Source organism: Bacillus sp. GS3m_15504 (assembly GCF_055825275.1).
Window position 1 is genome coordinate 664,675 of sequence record NZ_JBVVNL010000001.1, and the last position, 16,577, is coordinate 681,251.

The window sequence follows — 16,577 nt, forward strand, 5'->3', positions numbered from 1 at the left end:
AGCTGTGGAGAAAATTAAAGTATGTCTTGTGGATGATAATAAAGAATTAGTATCAATGCTAGAGAGTTATGTAGCTGCTCAAGATGATATGGAAGTAATCGGTACTGCTTATAATGGTCAAGAGTGTTTAAATTTATTAAAAGATAAGCAGCCGGATGTACTTGTATTGGATATTATTATGCCACATTTAGATGGTTTAGCTGTACTAGAGAAAATGCGACATATTGAAAGGTTAAGACAGCCTAGCGTAATTATGTTGACAGCATTTGGACAAGAAGATGTGACGAAAAAAGCAGTTGACTTAGGTGCTTCATATTTCATATTAAAACCATTTGATATGGAAAATTTAACGAGTCATATTCGTCAAGTGAGCGGTAAGGCAAACGCTACTATTAAACGTCCACTGCCATCTTTCCGATCAGCAACAACAGTAGATGGAAAACCGAAAAATTTAGACGCGAGCATTACGAGTATCATTCATGAAATTGGTGTGCCTGCTCATATTAAAGGGTACATGTACTTAAGGGAAGCAATTTCTATGGTGTACAATGACATCGAATTACTTGGATCTATTACGAAAGTATTGTATCCAGATATCGCGAAGAAATATAATACAACAGCAAGCCGCGTTGAGCGTGCAATCCGTCACGCAATTGAAGTAGCATGGAGTCGTGGGAATATTGATTCTATTTCGTCCTTATTCGGTTATACAGTATCCATGTCAAAAGCAAAACCTACGAACTCCGAGTTTATTGCAATGGTTGCGGATAAGCTTAGACTTGAACATAAGGCTAGCTGAGAATAGAAGAAGTAAGAGATTTAAGTTTTCATAAAGCTTAATCATTCTTGAAATTTATACTTGATAGTACATTTAAAACTAAAGAACTTTTTATGTAATGACCAATGAATTTTAGAATTCGTTGGTCTTTTTATTTACTTCGATTTAAGGATGTGAAGGAACACATATGTATATAGAAAAATGCAGTGAACATAAGGATATGTACAGAAAATACGAAGGTTTGACATCATAATATCTATAACGTATCATTGATTTGGAAAAATAGAGAAATAGAGAAATAGAGAGAGAAATAGGAGAATGGAAGAATGACTGTAAGAAAAATAGTGAATCGAGCTTACCCAATCATTGTTAAGGTATTGTTTTTATGTATATTTTCAATGATAGTAAGTAAATTTTTTATCCCGAAAATAATTTTGATGAGTGGTGAATTTCCTTATCCGACTGAGGAGTATACTACAAGAAAAGTTGGTATTGTTATAGCCGCGACGTTGCTTTTATTTGCGCTCTTCTTTATGTATTACAAATGGGTTATTAATACAATGAAAAGAACGTACACAAATATTATGATTACCTTAGGTATCATCATCATTTTGACGATGGAAATAATGATTACTTCTATAGCATTTAACCCTGTTGTGGGGGATTATGCCATCCTTAAACAAGGAATTGTCTCTGTATTTAATGGAGATAATCAATTTTTAGAAATGGGACAGCTTCTATTCTATCCATATAATACACATATTGTATTATTAGGAGGGTATTTTGCTAAATTGATAGGAAGCGTAGATGTAGCGATAAAAATATTACCAATAGCGTGTATAACAGGTAGTATTATTTTAAATGTATTAATTGTAAGAAAAATTACGAACTTTAAAGTTGCTCACATATCGATCGTGTTATCTGTGCTAAATATTTTTATATATTGGCAGGCACCAGTTTTTTATACGCATACATTAGTAATATTTTTTATTTCAGCAACGATGTATACATATTTGTGCTTAAAAACGGCGGAAACAAAAAGAATGAAGATTACTTTATGGATTTTATTAGGGATTTTTGCAGCTTGTACTTATATTATAAGACCGACAGCATTAGCCGTGGCGTTAGCAATTTTAATTGAAAATATTTTTAAGTTTCGTAAGGAATATTCTGTAAAGGTGTTAAGTAGTGTTTTATTTTGTTTAATTCTTATTGTAAGTTTTAAAGGTATAACGACAAAGCTAAATCTTAGTACCGACAATGAAATTGAAAAAATTCCATTTACTCATTGGGTGAAAATGGGTCTGAACAAAGATACGTATGGTGTATGGAATCAGGCAGATTCAGTTTATATTGATGATGAAAACATGAAGAATACAAAGGATTTGGATGAACATAATAAAAAAGTTATAGTTCAGCGTTTTAATGAACTTGGTATAATGGGTTATGTGCAACATTTAAATGAAAAAATAACTAGAGAATGGGTATCAAGTCAGTTCTCTATGTATCGTATTGGAGAATGGTTTGAGCAGAAAAATGACACGGTAACGCATTACGTATCGAACTATAGTACAACAAATTATAAAATCATTACTATATATTCGTATGTTATCAAGTTATTCGTATATATAGCTGTCCTGGCGGCTATTATTCTTTATAAAAAGAAAGATGAAAATGAATCGGAAGTTATACGAATTACGATAATGAGTACATTAGGGGTATTTGCTTTCTTGTTACTATGGGAAACAGCTCCTCATTATACGTATGAGGCATTTGCATTTATGAATATTCCAGCTTCTTTAGGTTTGTATAAATTGTTTATGATTTTTAACAAAGAAAAGCAAAATGTATAATTTGAGTGATCCCCTTCTTTTATTAAAAGAGGGGATCTTTTAATTGACTATACAGGTTTTGAAGCGAGGGTTAAATTGAATCACCGTATATCCGATGAGGGATTTTAGCAAGGAAGTCATCCGTGATATAATAGAAAATATAAAAAGTCCTGCGAAACAGGACTGTATTATTCTTCGTCTTTATTTTGTTTTTCTAATTCAACTAACTTTTGAATTAAAATGTGCTGCGGCATATGCATAAGTTGTTCAAGTGGAACACCTAATGCTTTTGATAGGCGGACTGCAGTGTCTGGAGAAATTTGTAATGGTCTCATAGAAGTACCTCCTTTTTCGTATAGTATAGCATAAGATTGGGGGAGTGAGGATGACTCTTATATTTGCACATCGTGGTGCAGCGGGAACGTACCCAGAAAATACGATGATTTCATTTGAAGCAGCTGAATCTTTTAAGGCAGATGGAATTGAGCTGGATGTTCAATTAACGAAAGACGGAAAGGTTGTCGTCATTCATGATGAAACAGTGAATCGGACAACGAATGGAAAAGGTGCGGTTCGAAATTATGTATATGAGGATTTATGTAAATTAGATGCGAGTTATAAATTTGGTGATAAAGTAGGATTTTGTAAAATACCTCTTTTAGAAGAGGTATTAAAATGGATTGAAAAAACAGAGTTGCTACTTAATATTGAACTTAAAAATAATAAAATTCCATACAGAGGTTTAGAGGAAGAAGTTATAACGCTTGTACGGAAATTTAATCTAGAGGATCGTGTTATATTTTCTTCATTTAATCATTACAGTATGAAAAGGTGTCATATGATGGCTCCTGATATTCAAACAGCGATTTTATATCGTGAAGGCCTGCATAGCCCGTGGGCATATGCAAAAAAGATGGGAGCTACTGCAGTGCATCCGAATTATCGTTATCTTCAAGATGCCATTGCTGAATTAACGATGGAAAGTGATGTAGAAGTTCGGCCCTATACAATTAATGAAGAAACACTTATGCGTAAATATTTTGATATGAATATATCGGCGATTATTACTGATTATCCTGAAATGGCAAGAACATTATTGCCAATAAAAAAATGAGACCGTTACAAGCGGTCTCATTTTTTATTTATAAATAGTAGGACTTTCCTATCTTCTAAAGCGAGCTTGTACTTTATTTCGTTTACGGTCTCGGTGTAAGACGAAACCGCCAAAAATATAAAACCCGAGCGCGAAGCAAAGAGCGCCAATTAAAAATTGTAACCAAAGTATGGAGAGTGGAGGAAATAGAATCCCGAATACAGTATCTCTCATTAATTTAATACCAAACACAGCTAATGAAATGGGGATGAGTGCTAATAATAGAGCAAGGTAACGCTGCATATAAATGCTCCTTTTCAGATTATTTTGTTTATTTTAATGATGTTATATGAAAAGGGGGTTTGTCAAGAGGGGGCTGAACGAGTAAGATAAGGGTGTGAAAAATTTTGCAGGGATACTTCGAGAGGAAGTGTAATATATGAAACAAAAAGTTTTAATTGTTGGTGCAGGTGAAGGTGGCAGTACACTGCTGAATCTGTTGCAAAGTTCGAATATATTTCAAATTATAGGGATTATTGATATAAATCCGGTAGCAAAAGGATTGCAAATGGCTAAGGAATATGGAATTACGATTGGAGAGAGTGTAACGCCGTTTCTTTCTATGCATATTGATGTAATGTTTGATATGACAGGTGATGATAATTTACATAAAGAGTTACTAAAGAAAAAGCATAAAGATACTCTTCTTATACCGGGTGATATTGCAAAAATTGTTACGAGATTAGCGCATGAAAAGGAAGATTTAATTGGAAAGTTAGAAGAACAGACGCAGCAAGGGGATTTAATTTTAAATTCTACGCATGACGGTATGATTGTCATTGATCGAGAGGGACAAGTTCGTCTATTTAATAAAAGTGCAGAGCGTATTATCGGGTATAAAAAAGAAGATGCGATAGGGAAATATATTTTAGAAGTTATTCCGACTAGTAAGTTGCTTCGTATTATACGTACGAAACAAATAGAAGTGAATTATGAACTGACGCTGGAGAATGAAAAGAAAATTATTACAACCCGTATTCCGATATTAAAAGAGGGAGGAGAGGTACAAGGGGCATTTGCAATTTTTAAAGATATAACAGAAGTTGTAGATCTTGCGGAAGAAGTTACAGATTTAAAGGAGATTCAAACGTTACTTGAGGCGATTATTAACTCGTCTGAGGAAGCGATTTCGGTCGTGGATGAAAAAGGAAGAGGATTAGTAATTAACCCTGCGTATACGAAATTAACAGGCTTAACAGAAGAGGACATTATTGGGAAGCCGGCTACAACTGATATTGTAGAAGGTGAAAGTATGCATATGAAAGTACTTCGAACACGTAGAGCGGTACGAGGTATACATATGAAAATTGGACAAAAAAAGCGAGATGTAATTGTAAACGTAGCACCAGTCATTGTGGATGGAATATTGAAAGGGAGCGTCGGTGTAATTCGCGACGTATCAGAAATTCAAAAATTAACAAATGAATTGAATAGAGCAAGGCAAATTATTCGAACGTTAGAAGCAAAATATTCATTTGATGACATTGTCGGAAATTCAGATGAAACAACGGCTGCTATTGAACAGGCGAAACTTGGGGCGAATACACCAGCAACAGTGTTGTTACGCGGGGAGTCTGGGACAGGTAAAGAATTGTTTGCGCATGCTATCCATAATGGAAGTAATCGAAAGTATAATAAGTTTGTTCGTGTAAACTGTGCGGCTATTTCGGAGACGTTGTTAGAAAGTGAATTGTTCGGTTATGAGGAAGGTGCATTTTCTGGCGCGAAAAGAGGCGGAAAACGTGGATTCTTTGAAGAAGCGAATAACGGCAGTATCTTTTTAGATGAAATAGGGGAACTATCTGCCAATACGCAAGCGAAACTCCTTCGCGTTTTGCAAGAGAAAGAAATTGTAAAAGTTGGTGGAACGAAAGCAATCCCTATTAATGTTAGAGTAATTGCAGCGACGCACGTAAATTTAGAAAAAGCCATTTTAGAAGGAGAGTTTAGGGAGGATTTATATTATCGATTAAATAAAATTCCAATTCAAATTCCATCTCTTCGTCAGCGAAAAGGGGATATACCGGCAATCGCAGACAGATTAATTCAAAAAATTAATCAGGATTATGGTCGAAATATAGAGGGGCTCACCGATTCGGCTATTTCATATTTACAATCATATGAATGGCCAGGGAATGTGAGGGAACTTGAAAATATTTTAGGGAGAGCTATTATCTTTATGAATTATAACGAGACCTATATTGATGTACAACATTTACCGCCATTACATAACGAAGAGCAGGTGGAGTCAAAGCAAGCTCATTTATTACCTGAGTTAGAAGAAAAGCCACTTGAGCATTTAGTGACGGAGTTTGAAGGGAATATCATTCATGAATATTTAGAGAGGTTTGGTGGAAATAAAACAAAAACAGCCAGAGCGTTAGGAATTTCGGTTCGAAATTTATATTACAAGCTAGAAAAATATGAGTGTGCAAAAAATAGCATGCAATAAATTGCGTACCGTGCAATTTATTGCATGGTATACAAAAACTGACAAAATAAGACAGAATCTTTTGTTATTTTCCAAAGTATTGATTTTACTGTGTTTTGAATGCGTTTTCATTATTGGTAAGACCACTTTAAAAAGTTGGCACGGTATTTGCTTAATAAAAAGACGAGGGACGACGGAAAGGGTTGATTACAAAATATGAAGTTAGAACACTTAATTGATCAAGCGGCAGGACAGCCTAAAAAAACTGTGGCTGTAGCAGTAGCTGAAGATCATGAAGTAATTGAAGCTGTAGCGAAAGCAATTACATTACAGCTAGCTCAATTTCGTCTATATGGAAATCAAGAAAAAATAATGGGGATGCTACAAGAACATAGTTTACAAACTTCAGAACATATTGAAGTGATTGCAGCACAGTCAAGTGCTGAGGCTGCAGAACTTTCTGTTAAAGCTGTAAGAAATGGCGAAGCAGATGTGCTTATGAAGGGGAACATCCCAACAGCAAATATTTTGAAAGCTGTATTAAATAAAGAGTGGGGACTTCGTAAAGGTAGCGTACTTTCACACGTTGCAACATTTGAAGTTCCAAACTACAATCGTCTCATTTTTGTTACAGATGCAGCGATGAACATTGCACCTGATGTAACACAAAAAGCTGCTATTATACAAAATACTGTAGAAGTTGCCCGGGCAATAGGAATTGATTTGCCAAAGGTAGCACCAATTGCAGCGGTAGAGGTTGTGAATCCTGCGATGCAAGCGACAATTGATGCAGCGATGTTAACTCAAATGAATCGCCGCGGACAAATTAAAAATTGTTTCGTTGATGGACCACTTGCTTTAGATAATGCAGTATCACAAATTGCAGCAGAACATAAAGGCATAGTAAGTGATGTAGCAGGTAAGGCAGACATTTTACTCGTCCCAACAATTGAAGCTGGAAATGTGCTATATAAATCACTCGTATACTTTGCGGATGCAAAAGTAGGAGCAATGATTGCTGGCGCAAAAGCACCGATTGTTTTAACATCTCGTGCTGATTCAGCAGAAACAAAAGTATATTCATTAGCATTGGCAGTTGCCACTGCTTCAAAATAAACCAAATAGGGTAAAACATTAGGGGGAAACGACAATGGCATTAGAAATCTTCGAATACTTAGAAAAATATGATTATGAGCAAGTAGTATTTTGTCAAGATAAAGAATCAGGTTTAAAAGCAATCATTGCAATTCATGATACAACACTTGGACCTGCTCTTGGTGGAACAAGAATGTGGACATATGATTCTGAAGAAGCGGCGATTGAAGATGCATTGCGTCTTGCAAAAGGGATGACATACAAAAACGCAGCAGCTGGTTTAAACTTAGGTGGTGCGAAAACAGTAATTATCGGTGATCCACGTAAAGATAAGAGCGAAGCGATGTTCCGTGCATTAGGTCGTTATATTCAAGGACTAAACGGACGTTACATTACAGCTGAAGATGTTGGTACAACAGTAGATGATATGGATATTATCCACGAAGAAACTGACTTTGTAACAGGTATTTCACCATCATTCGGTTCTTCTGGTAACCCATCTCCAGTAACTGCATACGGTGTTTATCGTGGTATGAAAGCTGCTGCGAAAGAGGCTTTCGGTACTGATAACTTAGAAGGAAAAGTAATTGCTGTTCAAGGCGTTGGTAACGTAGCATACCACCTATGCAAACATTTACACGCCGAAGGAGCAAAACTAATTGTTACTGATATTAATAAAGAAGCTGTACAACGTGCAGTAGAAGAATTCGGTGCAACAGCAGTTGAGCCAAATGAAATTTACGGTGTTGAATGTGATATTTACGCACCATGTGCATTAGGCGCAACAGTTAATGACGAAACTATTCCACAACTTAAAGCAAAAGTAATTGCAGGTTCTGCAAATAACCAATTAAAAGAAGATCGTCACGGTGACATCATTCATGAAATGGGTATTGTATACGCACCAGACTATGTAATTAATGCAGGTGGCGTAATTAACGTAGCAGACGAGTTATATGGATACAATAGAGAACGTGCATTAAAACGCGTAGAATCAATTTATGACACAATTGCAAAAGTAATCGAAATTTCAAAACGCGATGGCATTGCAACTTATGTAGCAGCTGATCGTCTAGCTGAAGAGCGCATTGCAAGCTTGAAAAACTCTCGTAGCACATACTTACGCAACGGTCACGACATTATTAGCCGTCGCTAATCATTCATATATTACTTTTACAAAAGGTGTGGTTACCTCTTATGAGGTTTCCACCTCCTTTTGAATTTATTAGTGGAGGTAGCAACAGTGTCTGTAAATCGAATTCTTGTTATTAATCCGGGTAGTACATCCACAAAAATTGGTGTTTTTGATAATGAAAGACCCGTTTTAGAAGAAACTATTCGTCATGATGAAGAACAGATTGGAAAATATAAGCGAATTATCGACCAATATGAGTTTCGTAAAGAAACGATCTTAGAAGTTCTACATTCTCACGGTATTAACATTTCAAAATTAAACGCAGTTTGTGGACGCGGGGGATTACTTCGTCCAATCGAAGGCGGAACATACACAGTAAACGATGCGATGTTAGAAGATTTAAAAAATGGTTTTAGTGGTCATCACGCTTCAAACCTTGGGGGCATTTTAGCATATGAAATAGCTTCTGGATTAAATATTCCGGCATTCATTGTAGATCCTGTCGTTGTAGATGAAATGGAGCCGATTGCTCGTATAAGTGGTATTGCTGGTATGGAACGTAAAAGTATTTTCCATGCATTAAATCAAAAAGCAGTTGCTCGTAAAGTAGCTGAAGAATTAAACCACAAATATGAGGATTTAAATTTATTAGTTACACATATGGGCGGCGGTATTACAGTTGGTGCTCATAAAAAAGGAAAAGTTATCGATGTGAATAATGGCTTAAACGGAGAAGGACCATTTAGCCCAGAGCGTGCTGGTACAGTACCAGTAGGACAACTAGTTGAAATGTGTTTCTCTGGTGAGTATTACCGAGATGAAATGGTTAAAAAACTTGTCGGACAAGGTGGACTTGTAAGTCTTATCGGTACAAATGATGCGATTAAAGTAGAACAAATGGTTGAAAAAGGTGATCCTGAAGCAACTCTTATTTATAAGGCAATGGCATATCAAGTTGCAAAAGAGATTGGCGGAGCTAGCGCTGTACTTCACGGGAAAATCGATGCAATCGTATTAACTGGTGGACTTGCTTATAGTAAAATTCTTGTTGATGAAATAAAAGAACGAGTAGACTGGATTGCAGATGTTATCGTACATCCAGGAGAAGATGAATTACAAGCATTAGCAGAAGGGGCACTTCGTGTACTACGTGAAGAAGAAGCTCCAAAAGAATATATTGTACGTGAAAAAGAAACGGTAGCTAGGGGTTGAGATAATGGCAAAAGAATATGATTTAGTCATCGTTGGCGGCGGTACTGGCGGATATGTTGCTGCAATTCGTGCATCACAACTAGGTTTAAAAACTGCACTTGTTGAAAAAGAAAATCTTGGTGGTACTTGTTTACACAAAGGATGTATTCCTAGTAAAGCCCTTTTACGTAGTGCGGAAGTATACGCAACTGCTAAAAAAAGCGAAGAGTTCGGGGTTATTGCAAGTAATGTAGAACTAAACTTTGCGAAAGTACAAGAGCGTAAAGAGAAGATTGTAACGCAACTTCATAAAGGTGTTCAGCACTTAATGAAACAAGGTAAAATTGATGTGTTTGAAGGTATTGGCCGTATTCTTGGCCCATCTATTTTCTCTCCGATGCCAGGGACAATTTCAGTTGAACTTGCAAGTGGAGAAGAGAATGAAATGTTAATTCCAAAAAATGTACTTATTGCAACAGGTTCTCGTCCGAATTCATTACCAGGTTTAGAATTAGACGGAGAGTATGTAATGTCTTCCGATCATGCCCTAAAAATGGAAACGCTTCCTAGCTCGATTATTATCGTTGGTGGCGGTGTAATTGGTATCGAGTGGGCATCTATGCTTGCTGACTTCGGTGTAGAAGTTACAGTATTAGAGTATGCGAAAACGATACTACCATTAGAAGATCAAGACGTTTCAAAAGAAATGCAACGTCTATTCAAGAAAAAAGGTATTAAAGTGGTAACTGGTGCAAAAGTATTACCAGAAACATTGGTAAAAGATAATGGAGTAACAATTCAAGCTGAACATAACGGTGAGAATAAAGAATTTAAAGCAGAAAAAATGCTTGTATCTGTAGGACGACAAGCCAATACGCAAAATATTGGTTTAGAGAATACGGATATCGTTGTGGAAAAAGGATACATTCAAACAAATGAGTTTTATCAAACGAAAGAATCTCATATTTACGCAATCGGTGATGTAATCGGTGGCTTACAGCTTGCTCACGTTGCTTCTCATGAAGGAATTGTTGCAGTAGAACATATTGCTGGTAAAGAAGTTACACCAATTGATTATTCTATGGTATCAAAATGCGTATATAGCAGTCCGGAAGTTGCTTCTGTCGGTTTAACAGAACAAGAAGCGAAAGAAAAAGGCTATAAGTTAAAAGTAGGTAAGTTCTCATTCCGTGCAATCGGGAAAGCACTTGTATACGGCGAATCAGATGGTTTCGTAAAACTTGTAGTTGATGAAGAAACAAATGACATTCTCGGTGTTCATATGATTGGACCACATGTAACAGATATGATTTCTGAAGCAGGTCTTGCAAGAGTACTTGATGCAACACCTTGGGAAGTAGCACATACAATTCATCCGCATCCATCATTATCTGAGGCGATTGGTGAAGCAGCATTAGCTGTAGATGGAAAAGCGTTACACGCATAAAAATGTGGATTTAGGAGGTTATGAAAAATGGCAGAAGTAAAAGAAAAGCGCCATGAAGAGCTTGGCTTAAGTGATGAGCAAGTATTAGAAATGTTCCGTACGATGTTACTTGCACGTAAAATCGACGAACGTATGTGGTTATTAAACCGTGCTGGTAAAATTCCATTCGTAATTTCTTGTCAAGGACAAGAGGCAGCACAAGTTGGAGCAGCATTTGCTCTTGATAGAGAGAAAGATTATGCATTACCATACTACCGTGATATGGGTGTTGTACTAGCGTTTGGTATGACAGCGAAAGAACTGATGCTATCTGGTTTCGCGAAAGCTGGAGATCCAAACTCTGGTGGTCGTCAAATGCCTGGTCACTTCGGTCAAAAGAAAAATCGTATTGTGACAGGTTCATCTCCAGTAACAACGCAAGTACCACATGCAGTTGGTATTGCATTAGCTGGAAAAATGGAAAAGAAAGATTTAGTAACGTTTGTTACATTCGGTGAAGGTTCTTCTAACCAAGGTGATTTCCATGAAGGTGCAAACTTTGCTGGCGTACACAAGTTACCTGTTATTTTCATGTGTGAAAATAATAAATACGCAATCTCTATTCCAGTTGAAAAACAATTAGCATGTAAAAATGTATCAGACCGTGCAATTGGATACGGTATGCCTGGATATACAGTAGACGGAAACGATCCGCTTGCGGTATATAAAGCTGTAAAAGAAGCAGCAGACCGTGGCCGCCGTGGTGAAGGACCAACTTTAATTGAAACAGTATCATATCGTTTAACAGCACATTCAAGTGACGATGATGATCGTGTTTATCGTGATAAAGAAGAAGTAGAAGAAGCGAAGAAAAATGATTCAATTGTAACATTTGCTGCTTATTTAAAAGAGGTTGGCGTGTTAACTGAGGAGTCTGAAAAACAAATGTTAGACGAAATTATGCATATCGTAAACGAAGCAACAGAATATGCAGAAAATGCTCCGTATGCAGCACCTGAAGATGCATTGAAGCACGTATACGCAGAATAGGGGGGAACGTTTCATGGCTGTAATGTCTTATATTGATGCTATTACATTAGCAATGCGCGAGGAAATGGAACGCGATGAGAAAGTATTCGTTTTAGGTGAAGATGTTGGTAAAAAAGGTGGCGTATTTAAAGCGACACACGGATTATATGATCAATTTGGTGAAGATCGTGCGCTAGATACACCACTTGCAGAATCTGCAATCGCTGGGGTCGCAATTGGTGCAGCAATGTATGGAATGCGTCCAATCGCTGAAATGCAGTTTGCGGATTTCATCATGCCAGCAGTAAACCAAATTGTTTCTGAGGCAGCAAAAATTCGTTACCGTTCTAATAATGATTGGACTTGTCCAATTACAGTTCGTGCGCCATTTGGCGGCGGTGTTCACGGAGCGTTGTATCATTCACAATCTGTAGAAGCGATGTTTGCAAACCAACCTGGTTTAAAAATCGTTATCCCTTCTACACCATATGATGCAAAAGGCTTACTAAAAGCTGCAATTCGTGATGAAGATCCAGTATTATTCTTTGAGCATAAACGTGCATATCGCTTAATTAAAGGTGAAGTGCCAGAAGATGATTACGTATTACCAATCGGAAAAGCGGATGTAAAACGTGAAGGTGATGATATTACTGTTATCACATACGGATTATGTGTTCATTTTGCTCTTCAAGCAGCTGAAAAGTTAGCACAAGATGGCATCTCTGCACACATTCTTGATTTACGTACTGTATATCCATTAGATAAAGAAGCAATCATTGAAGCAGCTTCTAAAACAGGTAAAGTTCTTCTTGTAACAGAAGACAATAAAGAAGGAAGTATTATGAGTGAAGTGGCAGCAATTATTGCTGAAAACTGTCTGTTTGATTTAGATGCACCAATCGCACGTCTTGCGGGTCCAGACGTTCCAGCAATGCCATATGCACCAACAATGGAAAAATTCTTTATGGTAAATCCAGATAAAGTTGAAAAAGCAATGCGTGAACTTGCGGAATTTTAATCGGGGGGACTATACATGGCTGTAGAAAATATTACAATGCCTCAGCTCGGGGAGAGCGTTACAGAGGGTACAATTAGTAAATGGCTCGTTAATGTTGGCGATCACGTAAACAAATATGATCCGCTTGCAGAAGTAATGACTGATAAAGTAAATGCTGAAGTACCATCTTCTTTCACTGGTATTGTGAAAGAGTTGATCGCTGGTGAAGGTGATACGTTAGCTGTAGGTGAAGTAGTTTGTGTGATTCAAGTAGAAGGCGCAGATGAAGTAGCAGCAACAGCTGTTGAGGAAAAAACAAAAGAAGCACCAAAAGCAGAAGTAGCTACGCCTGAAAAAGCACCGAAAGCAAAACAACCAACTGATGGAAAACCTCGTTTTTCACCAGCTGTGTTAAAACTTGCAGGTGAACATAACGTTGATTTAGATCTAGTAGAAGGTACGGGAGCAAACGGCCGTATCACTCGTAAAGATATTTTAAAGCTAGTGGAATCAGGAAATATTCCGCAAGCAGGTGCGGCGAAGAAAGAGGAAGCGGTAGCGGCAGTAGTAGAAGCGCGTCCAGAAGCACCAAAAGCAGCGCCAGTAGCACAAAAAGTAGAAGCTGCGAAACCAGTTTCTGTACCAACAATGCCTGGCGATATCGAAATTCCAGTAACAGGTGTGCGTAAAGCAATCGCAGCGAACATGTTACGTAGTAAACACGAAGCGCCACACGCTTGGATGATGATTGAAGTAGATGTGACAAACCTTGTGTCATACCGTAATTCAATTAAAGGTGATTTCAAAAAACGCGAAGGCTTTAACTTAACGTTCTTTGCTTTCTTCGTAAAAGCAGTAGCACAAGCGTTAAAAGAGTACCCTCAAATTAATTCAATGTGGGCTGGCGATAAAATCGTTCAGAAGAAAGATATTAACCTTTCTATCGCCGTTGCGACAGAGGACGAACTATTTGTACCAGTAATTAAACACGCGGACGAGAAGACAATTAAAGGTATCGCTCGTGAAATTACAGAACTTGCAGGAAAAGTACGTACGAAATCGTTAAAAGCGGACGAAATGCAAGGCGGAACATTTACAATTAATAACACAGGATCATTCGGTTCTGTTCAATCTATGGGTATTATTAATTACCCACAAGCGGCTATTTTACAAGTTGAATCAATTGTAAAACGTCCAGTAATTATGGAAAATGGTATGTTCGGTGCTCGCGACATGGTTAACTTATGTTTATCACTCGACCACCGTGTACTAGATGGTTTAATTTGTGGTAAGTTCTTAGGACGTGTAAAAGAAATTTTAGAAAATACGTCAGAAAATAATACATCTGTATATTAAATAAAAAGCTCGCTTATGCGAGCTTTTTATCATCTTATTTCTTCATCTACATCCTACTATATGTATAATACCTTTCCCAGTAATCTTACAATGAACGATTATGTATTAGGAATTTATGAAAATACATTGCTGATATATGGTATATGGATATAAAATAAGAAAAGAATAATTTTTTTGGCAAATCTTACTGACGAAACTGTAGTATAATATATTGTATTGTATGAAAAAGAGAGTTATTCTATATAAGTGTTTTATAGATAATGTGTAATCAGTCGTCAAAACATGCAGAATGTTGACTCCTGGTTTTTTATTTTGCTGTAACAATGTTTCAGGAGGATGTCATGAAAAGAAGTACCGAGTTTCTAAAAAGTTTAGATGTAAAATTAATATTAATTTTGTTTGCATTATGTGTCACGAGTATAGCTGCTATATATAGCAGTCAGCAAACTGGCCAATATGGAGAGGCAAACTTTGCAATGAAACAGGGTTTGAACTACATAATTGGGGTTGTATTGTTATTGCTTGTTGCAAGCATTGACTTAGATCAATTACAAAAATTGTCTTGGCCACTTTATATCGCTGGATTTGCTTCACTTATTCTTTTAAAAATACTACCGGTTTCCACTTTCACACCTGAAAAATTAGGTGCAAAAAGATGGTTTGTATTTCCGTTAGTTGGACAAATTCAACCATCTGAGTTTTTCAAAATTTCATTGCTTCTCGTAGTAGCAAGTATAGCAGTGAAACATAATGCGCAGTATATGGCAAGGACATTCCAAACGGACTTAAAATTAGTAGGTAAAATTGTGTTAGTATCCCTCCCGCCGATGGCTGTTGTATATAGCCAACCGGATACAGGGATGGTGTTCTTATATGCTGCTGCAATTGCATGTATTTTATTTATGTCAGGTATTCAGAAGAAATTGATAGCGTTATGTACAGTTATTCCAGTCACCATACTATCTACGTTAATATTTATTTACGTAAGGTATGAGGATTTCTTCTTTAATAAGTTAGTTACGTTACTAAAACCTCACCAACAATCACGTATTTTAGGTTGGTTAGATCCATTTGAACATACAGATCAAGGTTATCAAACACAGCAATCGATTTTAGCTGTAGGTAGTGGCGGTATGGAAGGGAAAGGATTTGGAGAAGGGAACGTCTATATCCCTGAGAAGCATACTGACTTTATTTTCGCTACAATTGCCGAAGAAGGTGGATTTATCGTAGCAGCGTTAGTTGTCTTCTTGTTCCTATTACTACTATATAGAACAATTATTATCGGTTATTCTGCTGATAATTTATTCGGTACATTATTATGTGCTGGGTCAATTGGGATATTAACGGTTCAAATATTCCAAAACATCGGTATGATCGTTGGATTAATGCCTGTAAAAGGTATTGCATTACCTTTCTTATCATATGGGGGAAGTTCCTTGTTCTCGAATATGATTATGATGGGTCTCATATTATCGGTACGAAAAACGTATAAAAAGTATATGTTTTCCGTTAAGTAAAAAAAGCTGATTCGTTTCTAAACGAATCAGCTTTTTTACATATATGTTAGCTACAGTAGATGAAGCACATAAAATAAATATTTTGTTAAAAAAATGAAAAATATACGCATTTTGTCGTTTCATACATATGATACAATAGTGTGGACAACGAAAAAGGAGGGATACGATGGGATATGTAGAAGAATTACGGAAAATTGTTGGTCATCGCCCTTTAATTTTAGTTGGTGCTGTTGTACTCGTTATAAATGAACATGGATATGTTTTATTACAGCAAAGAACAGAGCCGTACGGAAAATGGGGGCTGCCAGGCGGGCTCATGGAGCTTGGTGAATCACCAGAAGAAACAGCTTGCCGTGAAGTATACGAAGAGACGGGAATAGAAGTGAAGAACCTACAATTAATCAATGTGTTTTCTGGAGCGAATTATTTTACAAAATTAGCAAACGGTGATGAATTTCAATCTGTAACGACTGCTTATTATACAGATGAATACGATGGAGATTTTGTTATGAACAAAGAAGAAGCGGTTCAGCTTACATTCTTCCCACTAACAGAACTACCTGACTATATTGTAGGATCACATAAAAAAATGATAAGTGAATATATGAAGATTATGGAAAAAAAGATATAATAA

The 16,577-nt window shown here is 36.7% G+C and carries 15 protein-coding genes; 13 read left to right on the forward strand and 2 right to left on the reverse strand.

What is annotated here, in order from left to right; translation table 11 throughout:
• The first annotated feature begins 4 nt into the window (after window positions 1-4).
• Window positions 5-799: a sporulation transcription factor Spo0A gene (spo0A, locus tag AC0L0O_RS03695; protein ID WP_003161566.1), complete on the forward strand. Its 795-nt coding sequence runs from the start codon at window positions 5-7 to the stop codon at window positions 797-799.
• A 305-nt stretch (window positions 800-1,104) separates the two neighbouring features.
• Window positions 1,105-2,631 (forward strand): glycosyltransferase family protein, encoded by a 1,527-nt coding sequence (locus AC0L0O_RS03700; protein WP_000218391.1) that lies wholly within the window; start codon window positions 1,105-1,107, stop codon window positions 2,629-2,631.
• Between the two features lie 167 nt (window positions 2,632-2,798).
• Here AC0L0O_RS03700 and AC0L0O_RS03705 read toward each other — a convergent pair whose 3' ends face one another.
• Complete coding sequence (locus AC0L0O_RS03705) at window positions 2,799-2,945, reverse strand: YycC family protein (protein WP_001247671.1); 147 nt, start codon at window positions 2,943-2,945, stop codon at window positions 2,799-2,801.
• Between the two features lie 50 nt (window positions 2,946-2,995).
• Here AC0L0O_RS03705 and AC0L0O_RS03710 point away from each other — a divergent pair, with 50 nt between their 5' ends.
• Window positions 2,996-3,724: a glycerophosphodiester phosphodiesterase gene (locus AC0L0O_RS03710; RefSeq protein ID WP_000172561.1), complete on the forward strand. Its 729-nt coding sequence runs from the start codon at window positions 2,996-2,998 to the stop codon at window positions 3,722-3,724.
• A 48-nt stretch (window positions 3,725-3,772) separates the two neighbouring features.
• Here AC0L0O_RS03710 and AC0L0O_RS03715 read toward each other — a convergent pair whose 3' ends face one another.
• Complete coding sequence (locus tag AC0L0O_RS03715) at window positions 3,773-4,006, reverse strand: DUF2627 domain-containing protein (RefSeq protein WP_001190187.1); 234 nt, start codon at window positions 4,004-4,006, stop codon at window positions 3,773-3,775.
• Window positions 4,007-4,142: 136 nt separating this feature from the next.
• On the opposite strand from AC0L0O_RS03715, the gene AC0L0O_RS03720 reads away from it, so the two are divergent.
• The 10 genes from AC0L0O_RS03720 to AC0L0O_RS03765 all read left to right on the forward strand — a co-directional run bounded on the left by AC0L0O_RS03720 (window position 4,143) and on the right by AC0L0O_RS03765 (window position 16,574).
• Complete coding sequence (locus tag AC0L0O_RS03720; RefSeq protein WP_000810994.1) at window positions 4,143-6,215, forward strand: sigma-54 interaction domain-containing protein; 2,073 nt, start codon at window positions 4,143-4,145, stop codon at window positions 6,213-6,215.
• A 195-nt stretch (window positions 6,216-6,410) separates the two neighbouring features.
• Window positions 6,411-7,310: a phosphate butyryltransferase gene (gene yqiS, locus AC0L0O_RS03725; protein ID WP_000763075.1), complete on the forward strand. Its 900-nt coding sequence runs from the start codon at window positions 6,411-6,413 to the stop codon at window positions 7,308-7,310.
• A 34-nt stretch (window positions 7,311-7,344) separates the two neighbouring features.
• Window positions 7,345-8,445: a leucine dehydrogenase gene (locus tag AC0L0O_RS03730; protein ID WP_001162675.1), complete on the forward strand. Its 1,101-nt coding sequence runs from the start codon at window positions 7,345-7,347 to the stop codon at window positions 8,443-8,445.
• Window positions 8,446-8,532: 87 nt separating this feature from the next.
• The gene (gene buk / locus AC0L0O_RS03735) at window positions 8,533-9,636 is read left to right on the forward strand and encodes a butyrate kinase (RefSeq protein WP_000115773.1); all 1,104 of its coding nucleotides are present in this window, start codon (window positions 8,533-8,535) and stop codon (window positions 9,634-9,636) included.
• Between the two features lie 4 nt (window positions 9,637-9,640).
• On the forward strand, window positions 9,641-11,062 hold the full coding sequence (gene lpdA, locus AC0L0O_RS03740; protein ID WP_001051291.1) for a dihydrolipoyl dehydrogenase: 1,422 nt from the start codon (window positions 9,641-9,643) through the stop codon (window positions 11,060-11,062).
• Window positions 11,063-11,089: 27 nt separating this feature from the next.
• Window positions 11,090-12,091 (forward strand): 3-methyl-2-oxobutanoate dehydrogenase subunit alpha, encoded by a 1,002-nt coding sequence (bfmBAA, locus tag AC0L0O_RS03745; RefSeq protein ID WP_000852555.1) that lies wholly within the window; start codon window positions 11,090-11,092, stop codon window positions 12,089-12,091.
• A gap of 13 nt (window positions 12,092-12,104) precedes the next feature.
• Window positions 12,105-13,088 (forward strand): 3-methyl-2-oxobutanoate dehydrogenase subunit beta, encoded by a 984-nt coding sequence (bfmBAB, locus tag AC0L0O_RS03750; protein ID WP_000290076.1) that lies wholly within the window; start codon window positions 12,105-12,107, stop codon window positions 13,086-13,088.
• 15 nt (window positions 13,089-13,103) lie between these two features.
• On the forward strand, window positions 13,104-14,423 hold the full coding sequence (locus AC0L0O_RS03755) for a dihydrolipoamide acetyltransferase family protein (RefSeq protein ID WP_000257639.1): 1,320 nt from the start codon (window positions 13,104-13,106) through the stop codon (window positions 14,421-14,423).
• Between the two features lie 341 nt (window positions 14,424-14,764).
• The gene (locus AC0L0O_RS03760; protein WP_000831192.1) at window positions 14,765-15,943 is read left to right on the forward strand and encodes an FtsW/RodA/SpoVE family cell cycle protein; all 1,179 of its coding nucleotides are present in this window, start codon (window positions 14,765-14,767) and stop codon (window positions 15,941-15,943) included.
• A 166-nt stretch (window positions 15,944-16,109) separates the two neighbouring features.
• Window positions 16,110-16,574 carry an NUDIX hydrolase gene (locus tag AC0L0O_RS03765; RefSeq protein ID WP_001984100.1) on the forward strand — a complete coding sequence of 155 codons (465 nt, stop codon included), beginning with the start codon at window positions 16,110-16,112 and terminating at the stop codon, window positions 16,572-16,574.
• Window positions 16,575-16,577 lie beyond the last annotated feature (3 nt).